18 protein-coding genes are annotated in these 18885 nt (G+C 72.7%); all 18 read right to left on the bottom strand.

Features of this window, described 5'->3' with window-relative positions:
* Window positions 1-31 precede the first annotated feature (31 nt).
* On the bottom strand, window positions 32-952 hold the full coding sequence (locus tag ABD106_RS04245) for an RluA family pseudouridine synthase (RefSeq protein ID WP_343917616.1): 921 nt from the start codon (window positions 950-952) through the stop codon (window positions 32-34).
* Entirely contained in the window at window positions 952-1551 is a 600-nt protein-coding gene (gene lspA / locus ABD106_RS04250; protein WP_343917618.1) for a signal peptidase II, read from the bottom strand. Before lspA ends, ABD106_RS04245 begins: the two co-directional genes overlap by 1 nt.
* Before the next feature lie 7 nt (window positions 1552-1558).
* Window positions 1559-2305 (bottom strand): DivIVA domain-containing protein, encoded by a 747-nt coding sequence (locus ABD106_RS04255; protein WP_343917620.1) that lies wholly within the window; start codon window positions 2303-2305, stop codon window positions 1559-1561.
* A gap of 113 nt (window positions 2306-2418) precedes the next feature.
* Window positions 2419-2721 carry a YggT family protein gene (locus ABD106_RS04260; protein WP_343917622.1) on the bottom strand — a complete coding sequence of 101 codons (303 nt, stop codon included), beginning with the start codon at window positions 2719-2721 and terminating at the stop codon, window positions 2419-2421.
* Window positions 2722-2765: 44 nt separating this feature from the next.
* Window positions 2766-3239, bottom strand: coding sequence for a cell division protein SepF (locus ABD106_RS04265; protein WP_343917624.1), 474 nt, complete (start codon window positions 3237-3239; stop codon window positions 2766-2768).
* 27 nt (window positions 3240-3266) lie between these two features.
* On the bottom strand, window positions 3267-3935 hold the full coding sequence (locus ABD106_RS04270) for a YggS family pyridoxal phosphate-dependent enzyme (protein ID WP_343917626.1): 669 nt from the start codon (window positions 3933-3935) through the stop codon (window positions 3267-3269).
* Window positions 3936-3939: 4 nt separating this feature from the next.
* The gene (gene ftsZ / locus ABD106_RS04275) at window positions 3940-5109 is read right to left on the bottom strand and encodes a cell division protein FtsZ (protein WP_343917628.1); all 1170 of its coding nucleotides are present in this window, start codon (window positions 5107-5109) and stop codon (window positions 3940-3942) included.
* Window positions 5110-5275: 166 nt separating this feature from the next.
* Entirely contained in the window at window positions 5276-6391 is a 1116-nt protein-coding gene (locus ABD106_RS04280) for a cell division protein FtsQ/DivIB (RefSeq protein WP_343917630.1), read from the bottom strand.
* Window positions 6388-7791 (bottom strand): UDP-N-acetylmuramate--L-alanine ligase, encoded by a 1404-nt coding sequence (murC, locus tag ABD106_RS04285; RefSeq protein WP_343917632.1) that lies wholly within the window; start codon window positions 7789-7791, stop codon window positions 6388-6390. The genes ABD106_RS04280 and murC overlap by 4 nt, the downstream gene beginning before the upstream one ends.
* A complete protein-coding gene (gene murG, locus ABD106_RS04290) occupies window positions 7788-8873 on the bottom strand; it encodes an undecaprenyldiphospho-muramoylpentapeptide beta-N-acetylglucosaminyltransferase (protein ID WP_343917634.1) in 1086 nt (361 codons plus the stop codon). Before murG ends, murC begins: the two co-directional genes overlap by 4 nt.
* Entirely contained in the window at window positions 8870-10099 is a 1230-nt protein-coding gene (gene ftsW, locus ABD106_RS04295; RefSeq protein WP_343917636.1) for a putative lipid II flippase FtsW, read from the bottom strand. The genes murG and ftsW overlap by 4 nt, the downstream gene beginning before the upstream one ends.
* Window positions 10065-11591: a UDP-N-acetylmuramoyl-L-alanine--D-glutamate ligase gene (gene murD, locus ABD106_RS04300; protein ID WP_343917638.1), complete on the bottom strand. Its 1527-nt coding sequence runs from the start codon at window positions 11589-11591 to the stop codon at window positions 10065-10067. The genes ftsW and murD overlap by 35 nt, the downstream gene beginning before the upstream one ends.
* Complete coding sequence (gene mraY / locus ABD106_RS04305; protein WP_343917640.1) at window positions 11588-12688, bottom strand: phospho-N-acetylmuramoyl-pentapeptide-transferase; 1101 nt, start codon at window positions 12686-12688, stop codon at window positions 11588-11590. Before mraY ends, murD begins: the two co-directional genes overlap by 4 nt.
* Entirely contained in the window at window positions 12688-14091 is a 1404-nt protein-coding gene (locus ABD106_RS04310) for a UDP-N-acetylmuramoyl-tripeptide--D-alanyl-D-alanine ligase (RefSeq protein ID WP_343917642.1), read from the bottom strand. Before ABD106_RS04310 ends, mraY begins: the two co-directional genes overlap by 1 nt.
* Entirely contained in the window at window positions 14091-15632 is a 1542-nt protein-coding gene (locus tag ABD106_RS04315) for a Mur ligase family protein (RefSeq protein WP_425545709.1), read from the bottom strand. The genes ABD106_RS04310 and ABD106_RS04315 overlap by 1 nt, the downstream gene beginning before the upstream one ends.
* A 55-nt stretch (window positions 15633-15687) precedes the next feature.
* Window positions 15688-17469 (bottom strand): peptidoglycan D,D-transpeptidase FtsI family protein, encoded by a 1782-nt coding sequence (locus ABD106_RS04320; protein WP_343917900.1) that lies wholly within the window; start codon window positions 17467-17469, stop codon window positions 15688-15690.
* Between the two features lie 108 nt (window positions 17470-17577).
* On the bottom strand, window positions 17578-18219 hold the full coding sequence (gene ftsL, locus ABD106_RS04325; protein ID WP_343917646.1) for a cell division protein FtsL: 642 nt from the start codon (window positions 18217-18219) through the stop codon (window positions 17578-17580).
* On the bottom strand, window positions 18216-18885 hold a 670-nt coding region (gene rsmH / locus ABD106_RS04330; RefSeq protein ID WP_343917648.1), incomplete at its 5' end, for a 16S rRNA (cytosine(1402)-N(4))-methyltransferase RsmH. The genes ftsL and rsmH, both read right to left, overlap by 4 nt.

Here is an 18885-nt window from a genome sequence, read left to right on the forward strand (position 1 = left end):
CGGCCGGACGCCCACGCGACAGGCCGTCCCCCTACTCCGAGCGCACCTGCTCGAGCGCTGCCGCGAGGTCGGCGGGGTAGCTCGACTCGAAGGTCACGCGCTCCCCCGTCGCCGGGTGGCGGAAGCCGAGCCGCATGGCGTGCAGCCACTGCCGCGAGAGGCCGAGCCTCGACGCGATCGTGGGGTCGGCGCCGTACATCGTGTCGCCGAGGCACGGATGCCGCCTGGCGGCCATGTGCACCCGAATCTGGTGGGTGCGGCCCGTCTCCAGCTCGATCTCGAGCAGGCTGCCGCCGCGGTAGGCCTCAAGCGTCTCGTAGTGCGTGATCGCGTGCTTGCCGCTCGAGACGACCGCGAAGCGCCACTCGCTGCTCGGATGCCTGCCGATCGGCGCGTCGATCGTGCCGACGAGCGGATCGGGGTGCCCCTGGACGGCCGCGTGGTAGATCTTCTCGACCTCGCGGTCGTGGAAGGCGGCCTTGAGCGACGCGTAGGCGCGCTCGCTCTTCGCGACCACCATGAGCCCGCTCGTGCCCGCGTCGAGCCGGTGCACGACGCCCTGCCGCTCCGCGGCGCCGGAGGTCGCGATCTGGAAGCCGGCCGCGGCCAGGGCGCCGATCACCGTGGGCCCCTGCCAGCCGACGCTCGGGTGGGCGGCGACGCCCGCGGGCTTGTCGACGACGACGATGTCGTCGTCGTCGTGGACGATGCCGAGATCGGGCACGGGCGTCGGGACGAGGCGCGGCTCCTCGCGCGGCCGCCACGAGACGTCGAGCCAGGCGTCGGCGCGCAGCCGATCGGACTTGCCGAGCACGACGCCGTCCTGAACCGCGCCGCCGTCGTCGATCATCGTGACGATCGCGGTGCGCGAGAGGCCGAGGAGCTTCGCGAGCCCGGCGTCGGCGCGAGAGCCGTCGAGTCCCGGTGGGACCTGCAGGAAGCGGGACTCCATCAGGGGCGGTCTTCTGGGTCGAGCGGCTGCGTCGCGTCGCGGTCGGCCTCGGCGCGCGCGGGCGCGTCGCCGCGCGGCTCATCGGTGCGGCGCACACCGTCGAGCCCGATGTTCAGCAGCACGAGCAGCACGACGCCGATCATCGACGAGACGATGAAGATGTCAGCGACGTTGAAGATCGCCGGGAAGCCCCACACCTGGATGAAGTCGATCACGTGACCGACGAAGAACCCGGGCTCGCGGGTGAGCCGATCGGTGAGGTTGCCGAGCGTGCCGCCCAGCAGTCCACCGAAGGCGACCGCCCACAGCCGCGAGCGGATGCTGCGCAGCTGCGTCGCGATGAAGACCACGACCGCGGCGGCGAGGATCGTGAAGATCCACGTCGAGCCGGCCGCGAAGGAGAACGCCGCGCCGGGGTTGCGCACGAAGTGCCACTGCAGCAGCTCGCCGAGCACCGGCCGCTGCTCGCCCTCGGTCATCTGGGCGAGCACCCACTCCTTCGAGAGCAGGTCGCCGACCCAGACGACGAGGGCGGTCCCGAGGACGAGCCCCAGCATCCGCCAGGACGACCTCGGGACCGCCTTCGTGTCTTCAGCCACCGAGCGCTCAGGCGCCGCCCTGGCCGCCGAAGGCGAGCGAGGACGAGCGGTCGAGGTCGCGCAGCTGGCTCTCGATGTAGCCGCGCAGCTTGAGGCGGTAGTCGCGCTCGAAGCTCTTGAGCTCGTCGATCTTCTGCTCGAGGCTCACCTTCTGCTGCTCGAGCTTGGCCTTCTTGTCGTCGTACTCCTGCTCGAGCACCGACTTGCGCTGCTCGGCCTGGTCCTCGATCTGCTGCGCGGCGGTCTCGGCAGCCGCGATGAGCTCGTCGCGGCGCGCCTCACCGGCGGCGACGTGCTCGTCGTGCAGGCGCGTGGCGAGCGCGATGAGGCTGTTCGCCTCGCCGCTCGCGGCGGGAGCGGCGGCCTCTGCGGGTGCCGCCTCTGCCTGGGACTCACGGGGCTGCTGCGCCTGCTGCGGCTGCTCGGCGGCCGCCGCGGCGTCGACCTGGCGCGCCTCGGCATCGGCGAGCTGCTGCTTGAGCTGCTCGTTCTCAGCCCGGAGCTCGTCGAGGGCTGCGGTGTCGACCTCGGGTGCCGGAGCCTCGGAGGTCTGGGCGAGCACGGGCGCTGCGACCTCGCCGCCCGACCGGAGCTGCTCGTTCTCGGCGCGGAGGGCGTCGTTCTCCTCGGTGAGTCGACGGAGCTCCGTGACCACCTCGTCGAGGAAGTCATCGACCTCGTCCTGGTCGTAGCCGTCGCGGAAGCGCGTCGTCTCGAAGCGCTTGTGGACGACGTCGTCAGGAGTCAGTGCCATGGCGTGCCTTTCTTGCTCGGCTGCCGCCCCGAGCGGGCCTGCAGCGCAGATTCACTGTACCCGTCGCAGACGGCGTGCTGACGATCCTAGCCCGAGGGCGAGGTGGCGCCGGGTCAGGCGAAGCGGAAGGGGCTGATGATCGCGATGAGGATGATGAGCGCGAGCATGAGCACGAGCATCGCGAGATCGAGCATCGCCCCGCCGATCCGCACGGGCTTGACGAAGCGGCGCACGAAGCGCAGCGGTGGGTCGGTGACGCGGAGCAGCCACACCGACAGCACGAGCCAGAAGCCCGAGGGCTTCCAGTCGCGCCGCAGCTGCCGCACGAGGTCGAGGATGATCCGCGCCCAGAGGACGTAGAGCACGAGGTTCGCGGCGGTGTAGAGGATCCACGCGAGGACCGAGACGATCGTCACGGTGTCGATGGGAGCGGGGTCGGCACGGGAGGGCTGCTCGCCCGTCAGTGGGCGAAGACGGCCGCGTCCGTGTCCTCGTCGACCGAGCGGCCGCCGGAGACGGCGATGTGCTCGGGCGTCAGCAGGTAGACCTTGGTCGTCACTCGCTCGATGCGGCCCTCGAGGCCCTGCGTGAGCCCCGCGGAGAAGTCGATCAGTCGACGCGCGTCGCCGTCGGTCATCTGCGAGAGGTTGATGATCACGGGGGTCCCGTCACGGAACGCCTCCGCGATCGCCTTCGCGTCCTTGTACTGGCGCGGGTGCACCGTCAGGATCTCGCTCATGTCGCTCACCTTCTGCGCCGGGCGGAGCTTGGTGACGGGCGCGCGGCGCGGCTCCTCCACCCGCTCCCGCGGCTGCGGGGCACGGTCGTGCCGGTCGTGCTCTTCGGTCCGCTCGACAGGGCGGACCTCCTGGGTCAGCTCGTCTTCCTCGGCGAAGCCGAAGTAGATCGCAGCCTTCTTCAGTGCGTTGCTCATGGGATCCTCCTCGTGGCTGGGTTCACGCTATCCGGCGGCCGGGCGGTTGCCCGTGATTGCCGTGCCGATTCGCAGGTGTGTCGCGCCGTGCTCGAGGGCCTCGCGCCAGTCGGCGCTCATGCCCGCGGAGATCCAGTCGGCGGCGGGGTCGACGGCTCGGACGCGCTCAGCGTGACGCGCGAGTCGCTCGAAGGCGGCACCCGGCTCCTCGCCGAGCGGCGCGACCGCCATGACGCCGCGAAGTCGCAGCGCCGGCGACGCGGCGACGCGCTCGGCGAGAGCGTCGAGGTCGCCGGGGACGACGCCGCCTCGGCCGGGATCGTCGGTGAGGTTGACCTGCACGAGCGCGTCGCGCACGGGCCGCTCCTCGTCGCCACCCTCGAGGGCCTCGACGAGCTCGATCGAGTCGATCGAGTGCAGCACGTCGGCGTAGCGCGCCACCTGCCGCGCCTTCTTGCGCTGCAGCTGGCCGACGAAGTGCCACGTGAGGTCGAGGTCGGCGACGGCCTCGGCCTTGTCGCGCGACTCGGGGTGCCGACTCTCGGCGAAGTCGCGCTGCCCCGCCGCGGCGAGCTCGCGCACGAGCTCTGCGGGGTGGAACTTCGACACCACGATGAGCGTGACGCCGCGCGCCTGGCACGCGTCCTCGAGCTGCTCGAGGAACGCGGCCAGACGCGCGGCGGGGGCGTCGGTCACGGTGTCAGCGCAGGAAGTCGGGGAGGAACTCGTCCTCCTCCTCGTCCACCTGCGTGAGCGGCTGCACGGGACCGGTGAGGTGGTCGGCGACCGGCGGCGTCGGCACGGCGTGCGTCGACACCGGGCGACGGTCGACCTCGGGCTCGGCACCGCCGCTCGACGGGCGGAGCCCCATGTCGGTGCGGGCCGCGGTGCGGATGACGGAGTCGTCCTCCTTCGCCACCGGTCCGGGGCCGTCGAAGCCGGCGGCGATGACCGTCACGCGCACCTCGTCGCCGAGCGTGTCGTCGATCACCGTGCCGAAGATGATGTTCGCCTCCGGGTGCACGGCCTCCTGCACGAGCTTCGCGGCGTCGTACGTCTCGTGGATGCCGAGGTTGCTGCCCGCCTGGATCGACAGGAGCACGCCGTGCGCGCCGTCGATCTTCGCCTCGAGCAGCGGGCTCGCGACGGCGAGCTCCGCCGCCTTGATGGCGCGGTCGGCGCCGCGGGACGAGCCGATGCCCATGAGGGCGCTGCCCGCGCCCTGCATGACGCTCTTGACGTCGGCGAAGTCGACGTTGATGAGACCCGGCGTCGTGATGAGGTCGGTGATGCCCTGGACGCCCGCGAGCAGCACCTGGTCGGCCGTCTCGAAGGCCTCGACCATCGAGATGCCCATGTCGCTGATCTCGAGCAGGCGGTCGTTCGGCACGACGATGAGCGTGTCGACCTCGTTCTTGAGCGCCTCGACGCCCGTCTCGGCCTGCTGCCGACGACGGTTGCCCTCGAACGAGAACGGCTTCGTCACGACGCCGACGGTGAGCGCACCGAGGCTCTTGGCGATGCGCGCCACGACGGGAGCGCCACCGGTGCCGGTGCCGCCGCCCTCGCCCGCGGTCACGAAGACCATGTCGGCGCCCGCGAGCGCCTCCTCGATCTCCTCCGCGTGGTCCTCGGCAGCCCGACGACCGACCTCGGGGTCGGCGCCTGCGCCGAGGCCCTTGGTGAGCTCGCGGCCGACGTCGAGCTTGACGTCGGCGTCGCTGAGCAGCAGCGCCTGTGCATCGGTGTTGATGGCGATGAACTCGACCCCTCGCAGGCCGAGATCGATCATGCGGTTCACGGCGTTCACGCCGCCGCCGCCCACGCCGACCACCTTGATGACGGCGAGGTAGTTGTTGTTGGAAGTCACGGTTCCGGCCCCTCGATCGAACTCTCAACCTCTAGTTGAAGTTTAGAGAATTCCTCACTTCATGCTGACGAGTCCGACGCTACGGGCGCGTGGGGCAAGCGGTCGGGAGCGACTCGGTGTGTCGCGCGCACGCCGACCAAGAAAAAGAATCGTCAGGTTCGCGGGCTCACGAGCCGCGCACGACGGGGTGCTCGGGAGCCCGCACGTCGAGCACGCGCGCGACCGACGGGTCCTGCGTCGCGATGAGCGCGGCGACGACATCCGCCTTGAGGCGGCTGTCCTCCGCACCGCCCCACTGCACCGACTGGCCGCTCGCGAGCGTGAGCCGGATGTCGGAGGGCGTGGGCGCCTCGATCGACTGCGTGGTCGAGAGCACCTCGGTCGGCACCGAGACGAGCACGGTCGCGACGGCCTCGAACTCGGGGCTGCCAGGCTCGACGCCGACGAGCCGCGGCAGCGATCCGGTGGTCGCGTCGACGCCGCCGAGCACGACACCGGCCGCGTCGATCACCCGCTCGCCGCCGTCGGCCGGGATGATCGCCACGGGTCGGCGCTCGACGATGCGCACGATCATGGTCGACGGGGGCACGACCTCGAGCCGGAACGACTCGATCTGCGGGATCGCCTGCAGCTGCGCGGCGACGCCCTCCTCCGTGACCGTCGCGATCGGCTCGCCGACGTGGCCGCCGAGCGCGGCCTGGACCGCCGCAGGGTCCAGCCGGTCGGCGCCCTCGACCCGCACGTCGCGCACGGCCATGAGCGGCGACCAGACGAGCCCGACGAGCAGCGCGAGCGCGAGCACGAGGCCGCCGATCGCGAGCAGGCCGGTGCGCAGCTGCTTGCGCCGGCCGGCGGTGAAGCGACGCACCTCGGCGCGCTCGCTGCGGATGCGCGCGCGTCGCGCCTGCGCCGCCGCGCGCTTCGCCTCCCGCGCCCGCTCGCGCTCGTCGGCGCGCTGGTGCTTCTGCGCGGCTCGCCACTCGCGGTCGACGCGCTGCGCGTGCGAGCCCCGCTCCGGCTCGACGTCGACCTCGACCGCGGGCGCGGGCGCCTCGTCGTCGAGGCCCTCGTAGGCGCTCAGCGCCCAGCGGCGCCGCGGCGGCTCGGCGGCGCCCAGCGGCTCGCCGTCGGGATCGAGCTCGGGCTCGGCGTGCTCGGCGTTGGATGCCTCGGCGTGCTCGTCGACGTCGGCTCGGCGCCGCCACGACCGGGGCGCGGGCGCGTCGAGCGTGCGCTCCGCGTCGTCGCCCGGCGTGCTGTCGAACCCGTCGGGCCGCCTCACGCGCGGTCGCCCACCTCGAGCGCCGAGAGCACCTGCGGGATGATCCGGTACACGTCGCCGCACGAGAGGGTCACGATGATGTCGCCCTCGCGCGCGATCGCCGCGGCCCGCTCTGCAGCCTGCTGCCAGTCGGGCAGGAAGTCGACGCCGCGCGGGTCCTCGAAGCGGTCGGCGACGAGCGCGCCCGTCACGCCCGGGATCGGGTCCTCCCGCGCGCCGTAGACGTCGAGCACGACGGTGTGGTCGGCGACGCGCTCGTACACGGCGGCGAACTCGCCCGCCATGTCGCGCGTGCGGGTGTAGAGGTGCGGCTGGTGGATGGCGATGATCCGGCCCTCGCCGATCACGGTGCGCGCGGCGGTGAGCGCGGCGTCGACCTCCGCCGGGTGGTGGGCGTAGTCGTCGAACACGCGCACGCCGCGGCGCTCGCCGTGCAGCTCGAACCGTCGCCCCGTGCCGCGGAACGCCGCGAGCGCGTGCGCCGCGTCGGCGGGAGCGACGCCCATCGCGACGAGCGTCGCGAGCGCGCCGGCCGCGTTCACGGCGTTGTGGCTGCCGGGCACGCCCGCCTCGAGCTCGATCCGCTCCCCCGCGACCTCCACGGTGCAGCTCGCGACGTCGCCCGTGCGGATGTCGACGATGCGCACGTCGGCGCCCTCGGCGCGGCCGAACGTGATGACGCGCTCGTGGCGGATGAGCGCGCGCACCCGCTGGGCGCCCGGGTCGTCGGCGGAGATGACGACCGCCTCGCTCGCGCGGTCGGCGAACTCGGCGAAGGCAGCGTCGAACGCCGCCGGTGTGCCGTAGTGGTCGAGGTGGTCGGTGTCGACGTTCGTGATGAGCGCGACCGCGACGTCGTAGAGCAGGAAGGAGCCATCGGACTCGTCGGCCTCGAGCACGAACGCGTCGGAGGTGCCGTGACCGCTCGACGCGTCGATCCCGGCGATGACGCCGCCGTTCACGAAGCCCGCGTCGATGCCGAGCCCGTGCAGCCCGACGACGAGCATGCCGGTCGTGGTGGTCTTGCCGTGCGCCCCTGCGACGGCGACGACGCGCTTGCCGCGCGCGAGCACGTGCAGCGCCTGCGACCGGTGCAGCACGGGGATGCCGCGCTCCCGCGCCGCGACGAGCTCCGGGTTGTCGGGCCACAGGGCGCTCGTGACGACGATCGCGTCGACGTCGGCCGGCAGGTGCGCGGCGTCGTGGCCGATGCCGACCTGCGCGCCGCGCTCGACGAGCCGGTCGACGGTCGCCGAGCCCGAGCGGTCGGAGCCCGAGACCGCGAGCCCCGCGTCGAGCATCATGTGGGCGATGCCGGACATGCCCGAGCCGCCGATGCCGATGAAGTGCACCCGCTCGATCGTCTCCGGGATCGGCTGGGTGAGATCGGGTTCGATCACGACTGCCTCCTCGTGGCCGCGGCCCGTTCGATGAGATCGCTCATCCGGTCGCTGCCGTCCGTCGCGCCCGCCCCCGCGCTCGCGGTGGCCATCTCGGCGATGGCGTCGGCGTCCCGCAGCAGCGGGACGAGCCGGGCGCGCACCCATTCTGCCGTGAACTCGCCGTCGTCGACGAGCAGTGCGCCACCAGCGGAAACCTGGTCTGCGGCGTTCATGCCCTGCTCGCCGTTGCCGTAGGGCAGCGGCACGTAGACGGCGGGCAGGCCGACCGCCATGAGCTCCGAGACCGTGAGGCTGCCGGCGCGGCAGACGACGAGGTCGGCGGCGGCGAGCGCGAGGTGCATCCGGTCGAGGTACTCGATCGCGACGTAGTGCTCGACCGAGGCGGGCTCGAAGTCGGTCTGCCTGCCGCCCGAGAGGTGCAGGATCTGCCAGCCCGCGTCGACGATGTCGGCAGCGGCGGCGACGATCGCGCGGTTGATCGAGCGCGCCCCCTGCGAGCCGCCGGTCACGAGCAGTGTGGGCCTCGCCGGGTCGAGCCCGAGCTCCGCGCACGCCGCGTCGCGGACGCCCGCGCGGTCGAGCCCGGTGATCTCGGGTCGCAGCGGCATGCCGACGAGCTCGCCCTCGAGCTTCGTCGCCCGGTAGGAGAGGCCGACGAACGACGTCCAGCGAGCGCCGAGCACGTTCGCCATGCCGGGCTTCGCGTTCGCCTCGTGGATGACGATCGGCACGCGCTCGAGCCGAGCCGCGCGGTAGGCGGGTGCCGACGCGTAGCCGCCGAAGCCCACCACGACGTCGAAGCGGCGGTCGCGGATGAGCGCCCGCACCTCGCGCACCGCGCGTCGCCACCGCGCGGGGAAGCGCAGCGCGGCCACGTCGGGGCGGCGCGGGAACGGCAGCTTCTCGATCGTGACGAGCTCGAGCTCGGCGCGCGGCACGAGCTCGCGCTCGAGGCCCTCGCGGGTGCCGAGCACCACGAGCTCGGCGTCGGGGTGGCGCTCGCGCAGCCGCTGCGCGGTCGCCAGCAGCGGGTTGACATGGCCGGCGGTGCCGCCGCCGGCGAGCAGGACGCGCATCATGCCCTCGCCGCGGCCGAGGGCAGCTCACCGCGCACGCGCGGGTTGTCGACGCGCTCGAGCGAGAGCACGATGCCGATCACGAGCAGCGCGGCGATGAGCTGCGAGCCGCCGGAGGAGATGAACGGCAGCGGCACGCCGAGCACGGGCAGCAGGCCCAGCACGACGCCGATGTTCACGATCGCCTGGCCGATGAGCCAGACGGTCGCGGCGCCCGCGACGACGCGCGTCATCTGCAGCGACGCCTGCCGCACGATCCGCAGCATCGTCCACGCGAGCAGCGCGAAGAGCGCGAGCACCACGGCGGCGCCGAGCAGTCCCAGCTCCTCGCCGATGATCGCGAAGATGTAGTCGTTGTCGGCCTCGGGCAGCCACGACCACTTCGCGCGCGAGTTGCCGAGCCCGACGCCGAAGAGTCCGCCGGCGGAGAGCGCCCAGGTGCCGTGGAGCTGCTGCCAGCAGCCCGAGTAGTAGTCGGCGTCGGTGCAGCCCTGCACGAACGCCGAGATGCGCCGCACGCGCGACGGGCTCGAGAGCACGACCGGCACCGCGAGCAGCACGAGGCCGGCCACGGGCAGCAGCAGGTGCCACCACTTGACGCCCGCGAACCAGAGCGCCCCGAACGACAGCATCACCATGATCACGACGGTGCCGAGGTCGCTGCCGAGCAGCACGAGGCCGATCGAGAGCCCCGCGACGGGGGCCGCGGGGATCCACGCCTGCCAGAAGCTGTCGATGCGCTTCTGCTTGCGCGTCATGATCATCGCGAGCCACACGCAGAGCGCGACCTTGACGAACTCCGAGGGCTGCAGCGAGAAGCCGCCGACGCCGATCCAGTTGCGGTTGCCGTTCGCGCCGAAGCCGAGCGGCGTGAAGACGAGGATCTGGAGCGCGATGCCGAGCCCGACCCCGACCCACGCGAGGCGCTGCCACAGCGTCGCCGGCATGCGGGCCGCGAACAGCATGAGCACGATGCCGATCGCGGCGAACGCGCCCTGCTTCGCGAAGTCGGTGAAGAACGAGTCGTTCGCGACGTAGCTCTCGACCGACGACGACGAGAGCACCATGATGAGCCCGAACGCGACGAGGAAGAGCGTCGTGCCGAGCAGCAGCGCGGCGTTGAGCGTCGGCGCCCCGAACATCGAGCGCACGCGCACGAGCGCGCGGCGGCCCATCCGCTCGGCGCGGCCGCCCTCAGCCGTCGAGACGGGAGCCGTCGTCGTCACCATGGGCTCCCCCTTCTCGATCTCGCTCGGCTCGGACTCGCTGTGCCCGCACGGCCTCGGCGAATCGGTCGCCCCGGGCTGCGTAGTCCTCGAACTGGTCCATGGATGCGGCCGCCGGCGCCAGCAGGACCGTCACGCCGGGCGCGGCGTGCGCTGCGGCCGCCTCGACGGCCAGCCGCATCACGGCTCCAGTGTCCGCCGTGTCGACCTCGACGAGCGGGATGCCCGGCGCGTGTCGCGCGAACGCCTCGAGCACCGGGTCGCGGTCGATCCCGATCGCGACGACGGCGACCACGCGCGCGGCGTGCCGCTCGACGAGCGGCGCGACGTCGGCGCCCTTGAACAGTCCCCCGACGATCCAGACGACGCGCTCGAACGCGCTCAGGCTCCCCTCGGCCGCGTGCGGGTTCGTCGCCTTCGAGTCGTCGACCCAGCGCACGCCGTCGATCTCGGCGATGAGCTCGGTGCGGTGGCGGTCGAGCCGGAAGGAGCGGATCGCGCGCAGCACGTCGACGGGCTCCGCGCCGAACGCGCGCGCGAGGGCGGCGGCGGCGAGCACGTTGCGCGTCATGTGGGGCGAGCGGAGCCCCGCGGGCTCGAGGTCGTCGAGGCTCGCGAGCTCGAGCGCCTGGCGGTCTCGGGCGTCGAGGAAGGCGCGGTCGACGAGGATGCCGTCGACGAGGCCGAGGTCGCTGCGCCCCGGCACGCCGAGGCCGAAGCCGATCGCGCGGCAGCCCTCGACGACGTCGGCCTCCTCGACCATCCGCTGCGTCGCGGGGTCGTCGACGCCGTAGACGGCCGCGACCCGCGCGTTCCGGTAGACCTTCGCCTTCGCCGCGCGGTACGCATCCGCCGACCCGTGCCAGTCGAGGTGGTCGTCGTCGAGGTTGAGGCACGCGGCCGAGTGCGGCCACAGCTCGCCCGGACCCTCGCTGGACATCGCGTGCAGTTGGAAGCTCGAGAGCTCGACGACGAGCACGTCGAAGCCCTCGGGGTCGCGCACCGCGTCGAGCACGGGCGTGCCGATGTTGCCGACGGGCGCCACCCGGAAGCCCGCCTCGCGCAGCATGTGCGCGGTGAGCTGCGTCGTGGTGGTCTTGCCGTTCGTGCCGGTGACGAGGATCCACTCGGCGGCGCGCACCTTGTCGCGCACGCGCCACGCGAGCTCGATGTCGCCCCAGACGGGGATGCCCCGCTCGGCCGCGGCGAGCAGCCACGGGTGGTCGGGGCGGAGGCCCGGCGAGGCGACCACGAGCTCGGCCTCCGCGATCGCGTCGGGCACGGCATCTCGGCCGGCGAGCGCGATCGGCACGCCGAGCACGCCGAGGATCGTGCGTCGCTCGTCGTCGACACGCTCGGCGACGGCGGTGACGGCGGCGCCGAGCTCGACGAGCGTGTCGACGACGGCGAAGCCCGTGACGCCGACGCCGAGCACGGCCACGCGGAGGCCGCGCCAGTCGGCGTGCCAGGAGGTGAGGTCGTCGAGCCGGGTCATCGCGGGTGCACGGTCCACTCGAAGTAGAAGGCGCCGACGGCGGCGGCGACGAAGAGGCCCGTGATGATCCAGAACCGCACGACGATCGTGACCTCGGCCCAGCCCTTGAGCTCGAAGTGGTGGTGCAGCGGCGTCATGAGGAACACGCGCTTGCCGCCGGTCGCCTTGAAGTACGCGCGCTGGACGATCACCGAACCGGTCACGACGATCGGCAGGCCGGCGACGAGCAGCAGCAGCAGCTGGGTGTCGGTCATGACCGCGAAGCCGGCGAGCGCGCCGCCGAGCGCGAGCGAGCCGACGTCGCCCATGAAGATCTGCGCGGGGCTCGTGTTCCACCACAGGAAGCCGATGAGCGAGCCGACGATCGTCGCGGCGAGCGTCGCGACGTCGAGCGGCTGCGCGATGTCGTAGCAGCGCGCGACGTTCTCGGCGGCGAGCACGGCGGAGCACGACTGGTTGAACTGCCAGAAGGCGATGAAGACGTAGCCGACCATCGAGAGGATCATCGACCCGGTCGCGAGGCCGTCGAGGCCGTCGGTGACGTTGACGGCGTTCGCCGCCGAGACGTTGATGACGGTGATCCAGAGGACGAACACGATCGCGCCGAGCGCGCCCCACGGTGCGAGGTCGAGCCAGGGGATGTCGCGGATGCCCGAGATCACCGGGTCGACGAGCGGAGCTCCCGCGGGGCCCGCCGGAACGGTCAGCACGAGCACGGAGAAGACCACCGAGACGATCAGCTGACCGGCGACCTTCGCCCAGCCGCCGAGCCCGAGCGAGCGCTGGTTCGAGATCTTCAAGTAGTCGTCGACGAAGCCGACGGCACCCATCCCGACGATGAGCAGCAGGATGAGCAGCACCGGCACCGTGGGAGGGTCCTGGCCGAGCAGCTTGCCGCCGAAGTACCCGGCGAGCATCGCGACGATGAACACGAGCCCACCCATCGTGGGCGTGCCGCGCTTGACGTGGTGCGACTGCGGGCCGTCGTCGCGGATGAACTGGCCCCAGCCGATGCGCGCGAAGCCGCGGATGAAGAGCGGCGTCGCGAGCAGCGAGACGAGCAGCGCGATGCCGGCGGAGGCGAGGAGCACGAGCATCAGCGGCCGCCCATCCGGTCGGCGAGGGGCTGGAGGCCCGAGACGTTCGACGACTTGAAGAGCACGACGTCGCCGGCGACGAGCTCGCGCCGCAGCAGCGCCTCGGCCTCGTCGGCCGTCGCGACCCAGGTGGTGTCCTGGCCGAAGGACGACTCGAGCTCGGCGGCGTCGTGGATGGGCTTCGCGCCCTCGCCGACGACGACGAGCCGGTCGATGCGCACGCGGACGGCGAGCCGGCCGAGCCGGTCGTGCTCCTCGACCGCGTGCGGGCCGAGCTCAGCCATCTCGCCGAGCACCGCGATGGAGCGGCGGCCGGCCTGCCGGGTCATGTGGGCGAGCGAGCGCAGCGCCGCGGCGGTCGAGTCGGGGCTCGCGTTGTAGGCGTCGTTGATGACGGTGATGCCGCCGCCGGGCTCGAGCAGCTCCATGCGACCGCGCTCCGCGCGCGCCATCTCGCCGAGCGCCTCGATCGCGCGGTCGAGGTCGAGCCCGAGCGCGTCGGCGACGGTGAGCGCGGCGAGCGCGTTCATGACGTGGTGCTCGCCCAGGATCCGCAGCCGGAGCCGCCAGGTCTCGTCGCCGCGGTGGATGGTCGCGACGGTGCCCTCGAGCGTGGAGTCGATGTCGCTCGCGCGAAGGGCGACCGGCTCGTCGCTCGTGCCCTCGTCGGTGCCGAACCACGCGATGCGCGCCCTCGTGGCGGCAGCCATGCCGCGCACGCGCTCGTCGTCGCGGTTGAGCACCGCGACGTGGGTCTCGCCGAGGTCGCGCACCATCTCGGTCTTCGCGCGCGTGGTCGTCTCGATGCCGCCGAACTCGCCCGCGTGGGCGAGGCCGACCTTGAGCACGACCCCGAGGTCGGGGTGCGCCATCGCGGTCAGGCGCGCGATGTCGCCCTCGATGCTCGCGCCCATCTCGAGCACGAGGTAGCGCGTCGACTCGTCGATGCGCAGCATCGTCATGGGCGCGCCGACCTCGTTGTTGAAGGACTTGACGGGGCTGACGGTCGAGCCGTGCTGCTCGAGGATCGCCTGCAGCATGTTCTTCGTCGTGGTCTTGCCGTTCGAGCCCGTGACGCCGATCACGGTGAGCTCGCCGGTCTCGCGCACACGACGGATGACGTCGGCGGCGAGCGCGCCGAGCGCGACGACGCCGTCGGCGACGACGATGTGCGGCACATCCTGCTCGAGCGGTCGCTCGGCGACGACGAGCACGGCACCCGCCGCGATCGCCGCGTCGACGAAGCGGTGGCCGTCGGTGACCTCGCCGGGCATCGCGAAGAAGACGGAGCCGTCGGTGAGGAGCCGCGAGTCGGTCTCGACCGACCCGGTGACGGTGACGTCGTCGCCGTGCAGCTCGCCGTCGACGGCGGCCGCGATCTCGCTCGCGCGCAACCGGAGCATCAGGCCCAGCCGGCCTCGTGCAGCGCGAGCCGCGCCTCGTCGCGCGCGACGAACGGCTCGCGTCGACCCGCGACGTCGCGGTAGTCGGCGTCGCCGGGGCCGGCCCACAGCACGGTGTCGCCCGGGCCCGCGAGCTCGATCGCGGCGCGGATCGCGGACTCCTCCGGGGACGACTCGATGACGGGCTTGTCGCCGGCAGCGGCGCGGACGCCTTCGAGCACCTGCGCGCGGATGCTCGCGGCGTCCTCGGTGCGCGGGTTGAAGTCGGTGACGACGACGGCGTCGGCGAGCTCCGCCGCGATGCGGCCCATCTCCTGGCGCTTCGTCGCGTCGCGGTCGCCGTCGGCGCCGAAGACCATCACGAGCCGGCCCTCGGTGACGCGGCGCAGCGCCTGCAGGGTCTGCGCGAACGCGTCGGGGCTGTGGCCGTAGTCGACGAAGACCGACGGCCCCTCGTCGCCCGAGACGCGCTCGATGCGGCCCGGGAGGGTCGCGCGCATGCCGCGGTCGATCACCTCGGCGACGCCCTCGATCTCGAAGCCGTCCTCGACGAGCATGAGGATCGCGATCGCGGCGTCGACGGCCATGTGGCGGCCGATGAACGGGATCTGCACCTCGATGGCGCCGCCGTCGATGCCGGTGAGGGTGAACGAGGTGGAGACGGCCGTCTCCTCCCAGATGTCCACGTGCCAGTCGGCGCTGCGGTCCGGATCGCTCGTCACGGTCGTGACGGGGATGCGGCTCCGCTCGGCGACGCGCACACCCCAGTCGGTGTCGACGCAGACGACGCCGCGCTGCGCGCGATCGGGCGTGAAGAGGTCGAGCTTGACGTCGAAGTAGGCGTCCATCGAGCCGTAGTCGTCGAGGTGGTCGTGGCTCAGGTTCGTGAACGCGACGACGTCGAACACGACGCCGTCGATGCGGTGGCGCTCGAGCGCCTGCGCGCTCACCTCGAGCACGGCGGCGCGCACGCCCGCCTCGCGCATCCGTGCGAGCAGCGCGTGCAGCTCGCTCGCCTCGGGGGTCGTGAGCTTCGAGGTGACGACGAGGTCGCCGACGTGGCGCTCGGCGGTCGTCGACAGGCCCGTGACGAAGCCGAGGTCGGCGAGCAGGCCCTCGAGCATGAACGCCGTGGAGGTCTTGCCGTTCGTGCCGGTGATCCCGAAGAGCTTGGGCGGCTCCTCGTCGGTGCGGTAGACCCACGCGGCGATCTCGCCGAGCGCGGCGCGCGGGTCGTCGACGACGATCACGGGCGCATCCGTCTCGAGCATCTCGGCGCCCGCCGGGTCGGTGACGATCGCGACCGCGCCGCGCTCGAGCGCGGCGGCTGCGAACTCGGCGCCGTGCCGGTGGGCTCCCGGGAGCGCGGCGAAGATGTCGCCGGGCTGCACGTCGGAGGACTCGATGGTGATGCCCGTGACCTCGACGCCGTCGAGGTCGGCCGACACCGGCAGCTCGAACGCATCGACCAGCCCCGTGATCGGCCGGGCCGCGGGGTGCTCGGGTCGCAGGATCCTCGGGGTCACGCCCGCCACGGACATCCTCTCCTCAGTCTTCTCCACCGCGGTGCCGCTCACGGCAGCGCCGCGCAGGGGGTCACGGCTGATCCGCCGTCCACTCGAGCGGCACCTCGGAGGCCGGGGTCGTGCTCGGGGGGATGTCGTAGTGGCGGATCAGAAGGTTCACCATATCGTGGAAGGCCGGGATGGCCCCGCCGCTCGTGCGGATCGTCTGGGGGCTGTCGAACAGCGTCAGCACCACGAACTGCGGGTCGTCGACGGGGAAGACGCCCGCGACCGAGATCATCATCCGCGAGGGGTCGTAGCCCGAGCCGTCCTCGTATGCCATCTGCGCCGTGCCGGTCTTGGCGGCGATCCGGTAGCCCTCGATCGGGAAGGTGTCGTAGCCGTAGTCGGTGACGACGTGCTCGAGCACCTCGAGCGTCTGCCGGGCGGTCGACTCGCTCACGACGCGCTCCGCTCCGCCGACCTCGGGGCTCGAGACGGTGCCGTCGGCCTCGGTGCAGCTCGCGATGAGTCGCGCCGGCAGGTGCTCTCCGCCGTTGGCGAGCGCCTGGTACGCGGAGGCGAGCTGGATGGGCGTGGCGGCGATGCCCTGTCCGAACAGCACGTTGAGCCGGGTCTGCGGGTCGAGCCGCTCGGCGGGGCGCATGGGCACGGGCTGCTCGCCGGCGAAGCCGACCGCGGTCTGCTCGCCGAAGCCGAAGCGCTCGAGGTAGTCGAGGTAGTCGGCGCGGTCCATGTCCTCGGCGAGGCGCACCATGCCCGAGTTCGACGAGTTCACGAGCACGCCCGCGGCCGTCCACTGCTCGACGGGGTGCGAATGGGCGTCGCGCACGCGCACGCCGGGCTCGGTGTAGGTCCACGGCACGCTGAGCTCGTCGCGCGGCGAGATGAGGCCGAGGTCGAGCATCGCGGCGAACGAGAACGTCTTGAAGATCGACCCCGGCTCGTAGGCGGCGGTGAAGGCGCGGGAGCCCCGGTCGCGCTGATCCGTCGCCGTCGGGTCGTTCGGGTCGACGCTCGACGACTCCGCGACGGCGGCGAGCGTGCCGTCGGTGCGCATGATGATGGTCGTGCCGCTGCGGGCGCGCAGCTGCGCGGTGTACTGCTCGGTGAGCTGCTGCACCTGGTACTGCACGTCGGCGTCGATCGTGAGCTGCACCGTGCCGCCGTCGACGGCGGGGTTCGTCACCATCGACCCGGGGATGGGCGTGCCGTCGGCCGAGCGGTCGAAGGTGCGTCCGCCGTCCTCGGCCGAGAGGCACGCGTCCTCGCTGCGCTCGATGCCGGCGAGCGGTTCGCTCTGCCCCATGAAGCCGACGAGGTTGCCGGCCACGGAGCCCGCGGGGTAGACGCGCTGCGGGTTGAGCCGCAGGTAGACGTAGGGCAGGTTCAGCTCGCGCACGGCCTCGAACTGCGTCGCGGTGAGGCCGCTCGAGAGCAGCAGGTAGTCGGAGTCGGGGTTGCGCTCGAGCTCCGCGAGGATCATGGCCTGCAGGTCGAGGGGATCCTGGCCCGTGATCGCACCGATCCGCTCGAGCGCCTCACCGCCGGTCACCGTCTCGTCGACGCCGTCGACCCCCGGCAGCAGGTCGCGCGTGTACTGCGGCGAGATCGTGAGGTCCCAGCGGTCGACGCTCTCGGCGAGCACCGTGCCGCCGGCGTCGACGATCGGGCCGCGCGTGCCGAAGATCGTCTGCGAGACGCCGCGCCGCCCATCCGCCTCGGCGTTGAGCGCCTCGGCGCGCACGAGCTGGATGTCGGCGAGCCGCACCACGAAGGTCGCGAGCAGCGCGAGCGTGAGCACGGCGACGATCGTCGTGCGCACGCGGTTGCGGCTGCGGATCCGCTTCACGGCCAAGGGAACCTCCGCTTCGGGCTCGCGTCGGCGAGCCTCGGTCGAGTCGAACGCGCGTCAACGCACGGTAGCGGCCGAGTGGCGCAGCGGCGGGCCGCCACGCCCTCACTCCCCCGCGGTGGTCGTCAGCAGGGTGCCGGGGGCGGGCCCGTCGACGACCTCGGCGGGCGCCGGGGTGGTGGGCAGGGCCGTCTCGCCGGCCGGCAGCAGCATGCCCGGGTAGGGGCGCGCGGCCTCCGCCTGCACGTGCTGCACCGTGGCCGCGACCTGCGGCGCCTCGGCCAGCAGGGCGTTGGGCACGTAGATGCCGAACTGGTCGAGCGCGGGCGCCTGCATGTGCAGCGCGTCCGGGCCGCCGGCCGTCGCCTCGCCCGAGAGCGTCAGGAACTGCGACGGCTGGCCCGCGAGCATGCCGAGGTCGTCGGCGGCGACGGCGACGTGCTGCGGCGAGGCGAGCACGGCGATGTCCTCGGCGAGCGTCTGCTCGGTGCGCGCGAGCGCGGTCGACTCGCCCTGCAGCGCGCTCAGCCGGTAGGCGCCCTCGCTGATGACGACCGAGAGGCCGAGCTGGGCGACGACGATGCCCGCGAGCCCGACGAGCGCGACGATGCCGTGCACGAGGCGCGGCGCGCGCCGCGGCGCGACCGCCGGCAGCGCGCGCAGGTGGCGCTCGCGCTCGGGCTGCGCGTGCCGCTGCGGCGCGCCGGTCGGCAGCGCGTGGAGGTCGATGACGGCGGCAGTGCTCATGACGGCTCCCGGTTGGTCGAAGCGGAGGTCGAGGGCAGCGACACCGGTCGGATGCGCTGCGCTGCTCGGAGTCGGACGGGTGCGGATCGGGGATTGGCGGCGCGCTCGGCGTCGTCGGCGAGCTCCGCGCCCTTGACGAGCAGGCGCAGGTGCGGCGCGTGGTCGGGCAGCTCGGCCGGCAGGTCGAGCGGGGCGGTGGAGGACGTGGCCGCCTGCAGGGCGCGCTTGACGATGCGGTCCTCGAGCGACTGGTATGCGAGCACGACGAGCCTGCCGCCCTCCGCGAGCGCGTCGATCGCGGCGGGCATCGTCCGCTCGAGGATGGCGAGCTCCTGGTTCACCTCGATGCGCAGCGCCTGGAAGACGCGCTTGGCGGGGTGGCCCTGGTTCGACAGCGCGCGAGGCGTCGCGGCCTGCAGGATGTCGACCAGCCGCTTCGAGGTCTCGATCGGCGCCTCGTCGCGCGCGGCGACGATGGCGCGGGCGTAGCGGTCGGCGAGCTTCTCGTCGCCGTACTCGCGGAAGAGCCGCGCGAGGTCGCGCGCGCTGCGCTCGGCGAGGATGGTCGCGGCGGTCACGTCGCCGTCCTGGCCCATCCGCATGTCGAGGGGCGCGTCCTTCGCGTAGGCGAAGCCGCGGTCGGCGGCGTCGAGCTGCAGGCTCGAG

Source organism: Agrococcus citreus, from assembly GCF_039527715.1.
Classification (GTDB): Bacteria; Actinomycetota; Actinomycetes; order Actinomycetales; family Microbacteriaceae; genus Agrococcus; species Agrococcus citreus.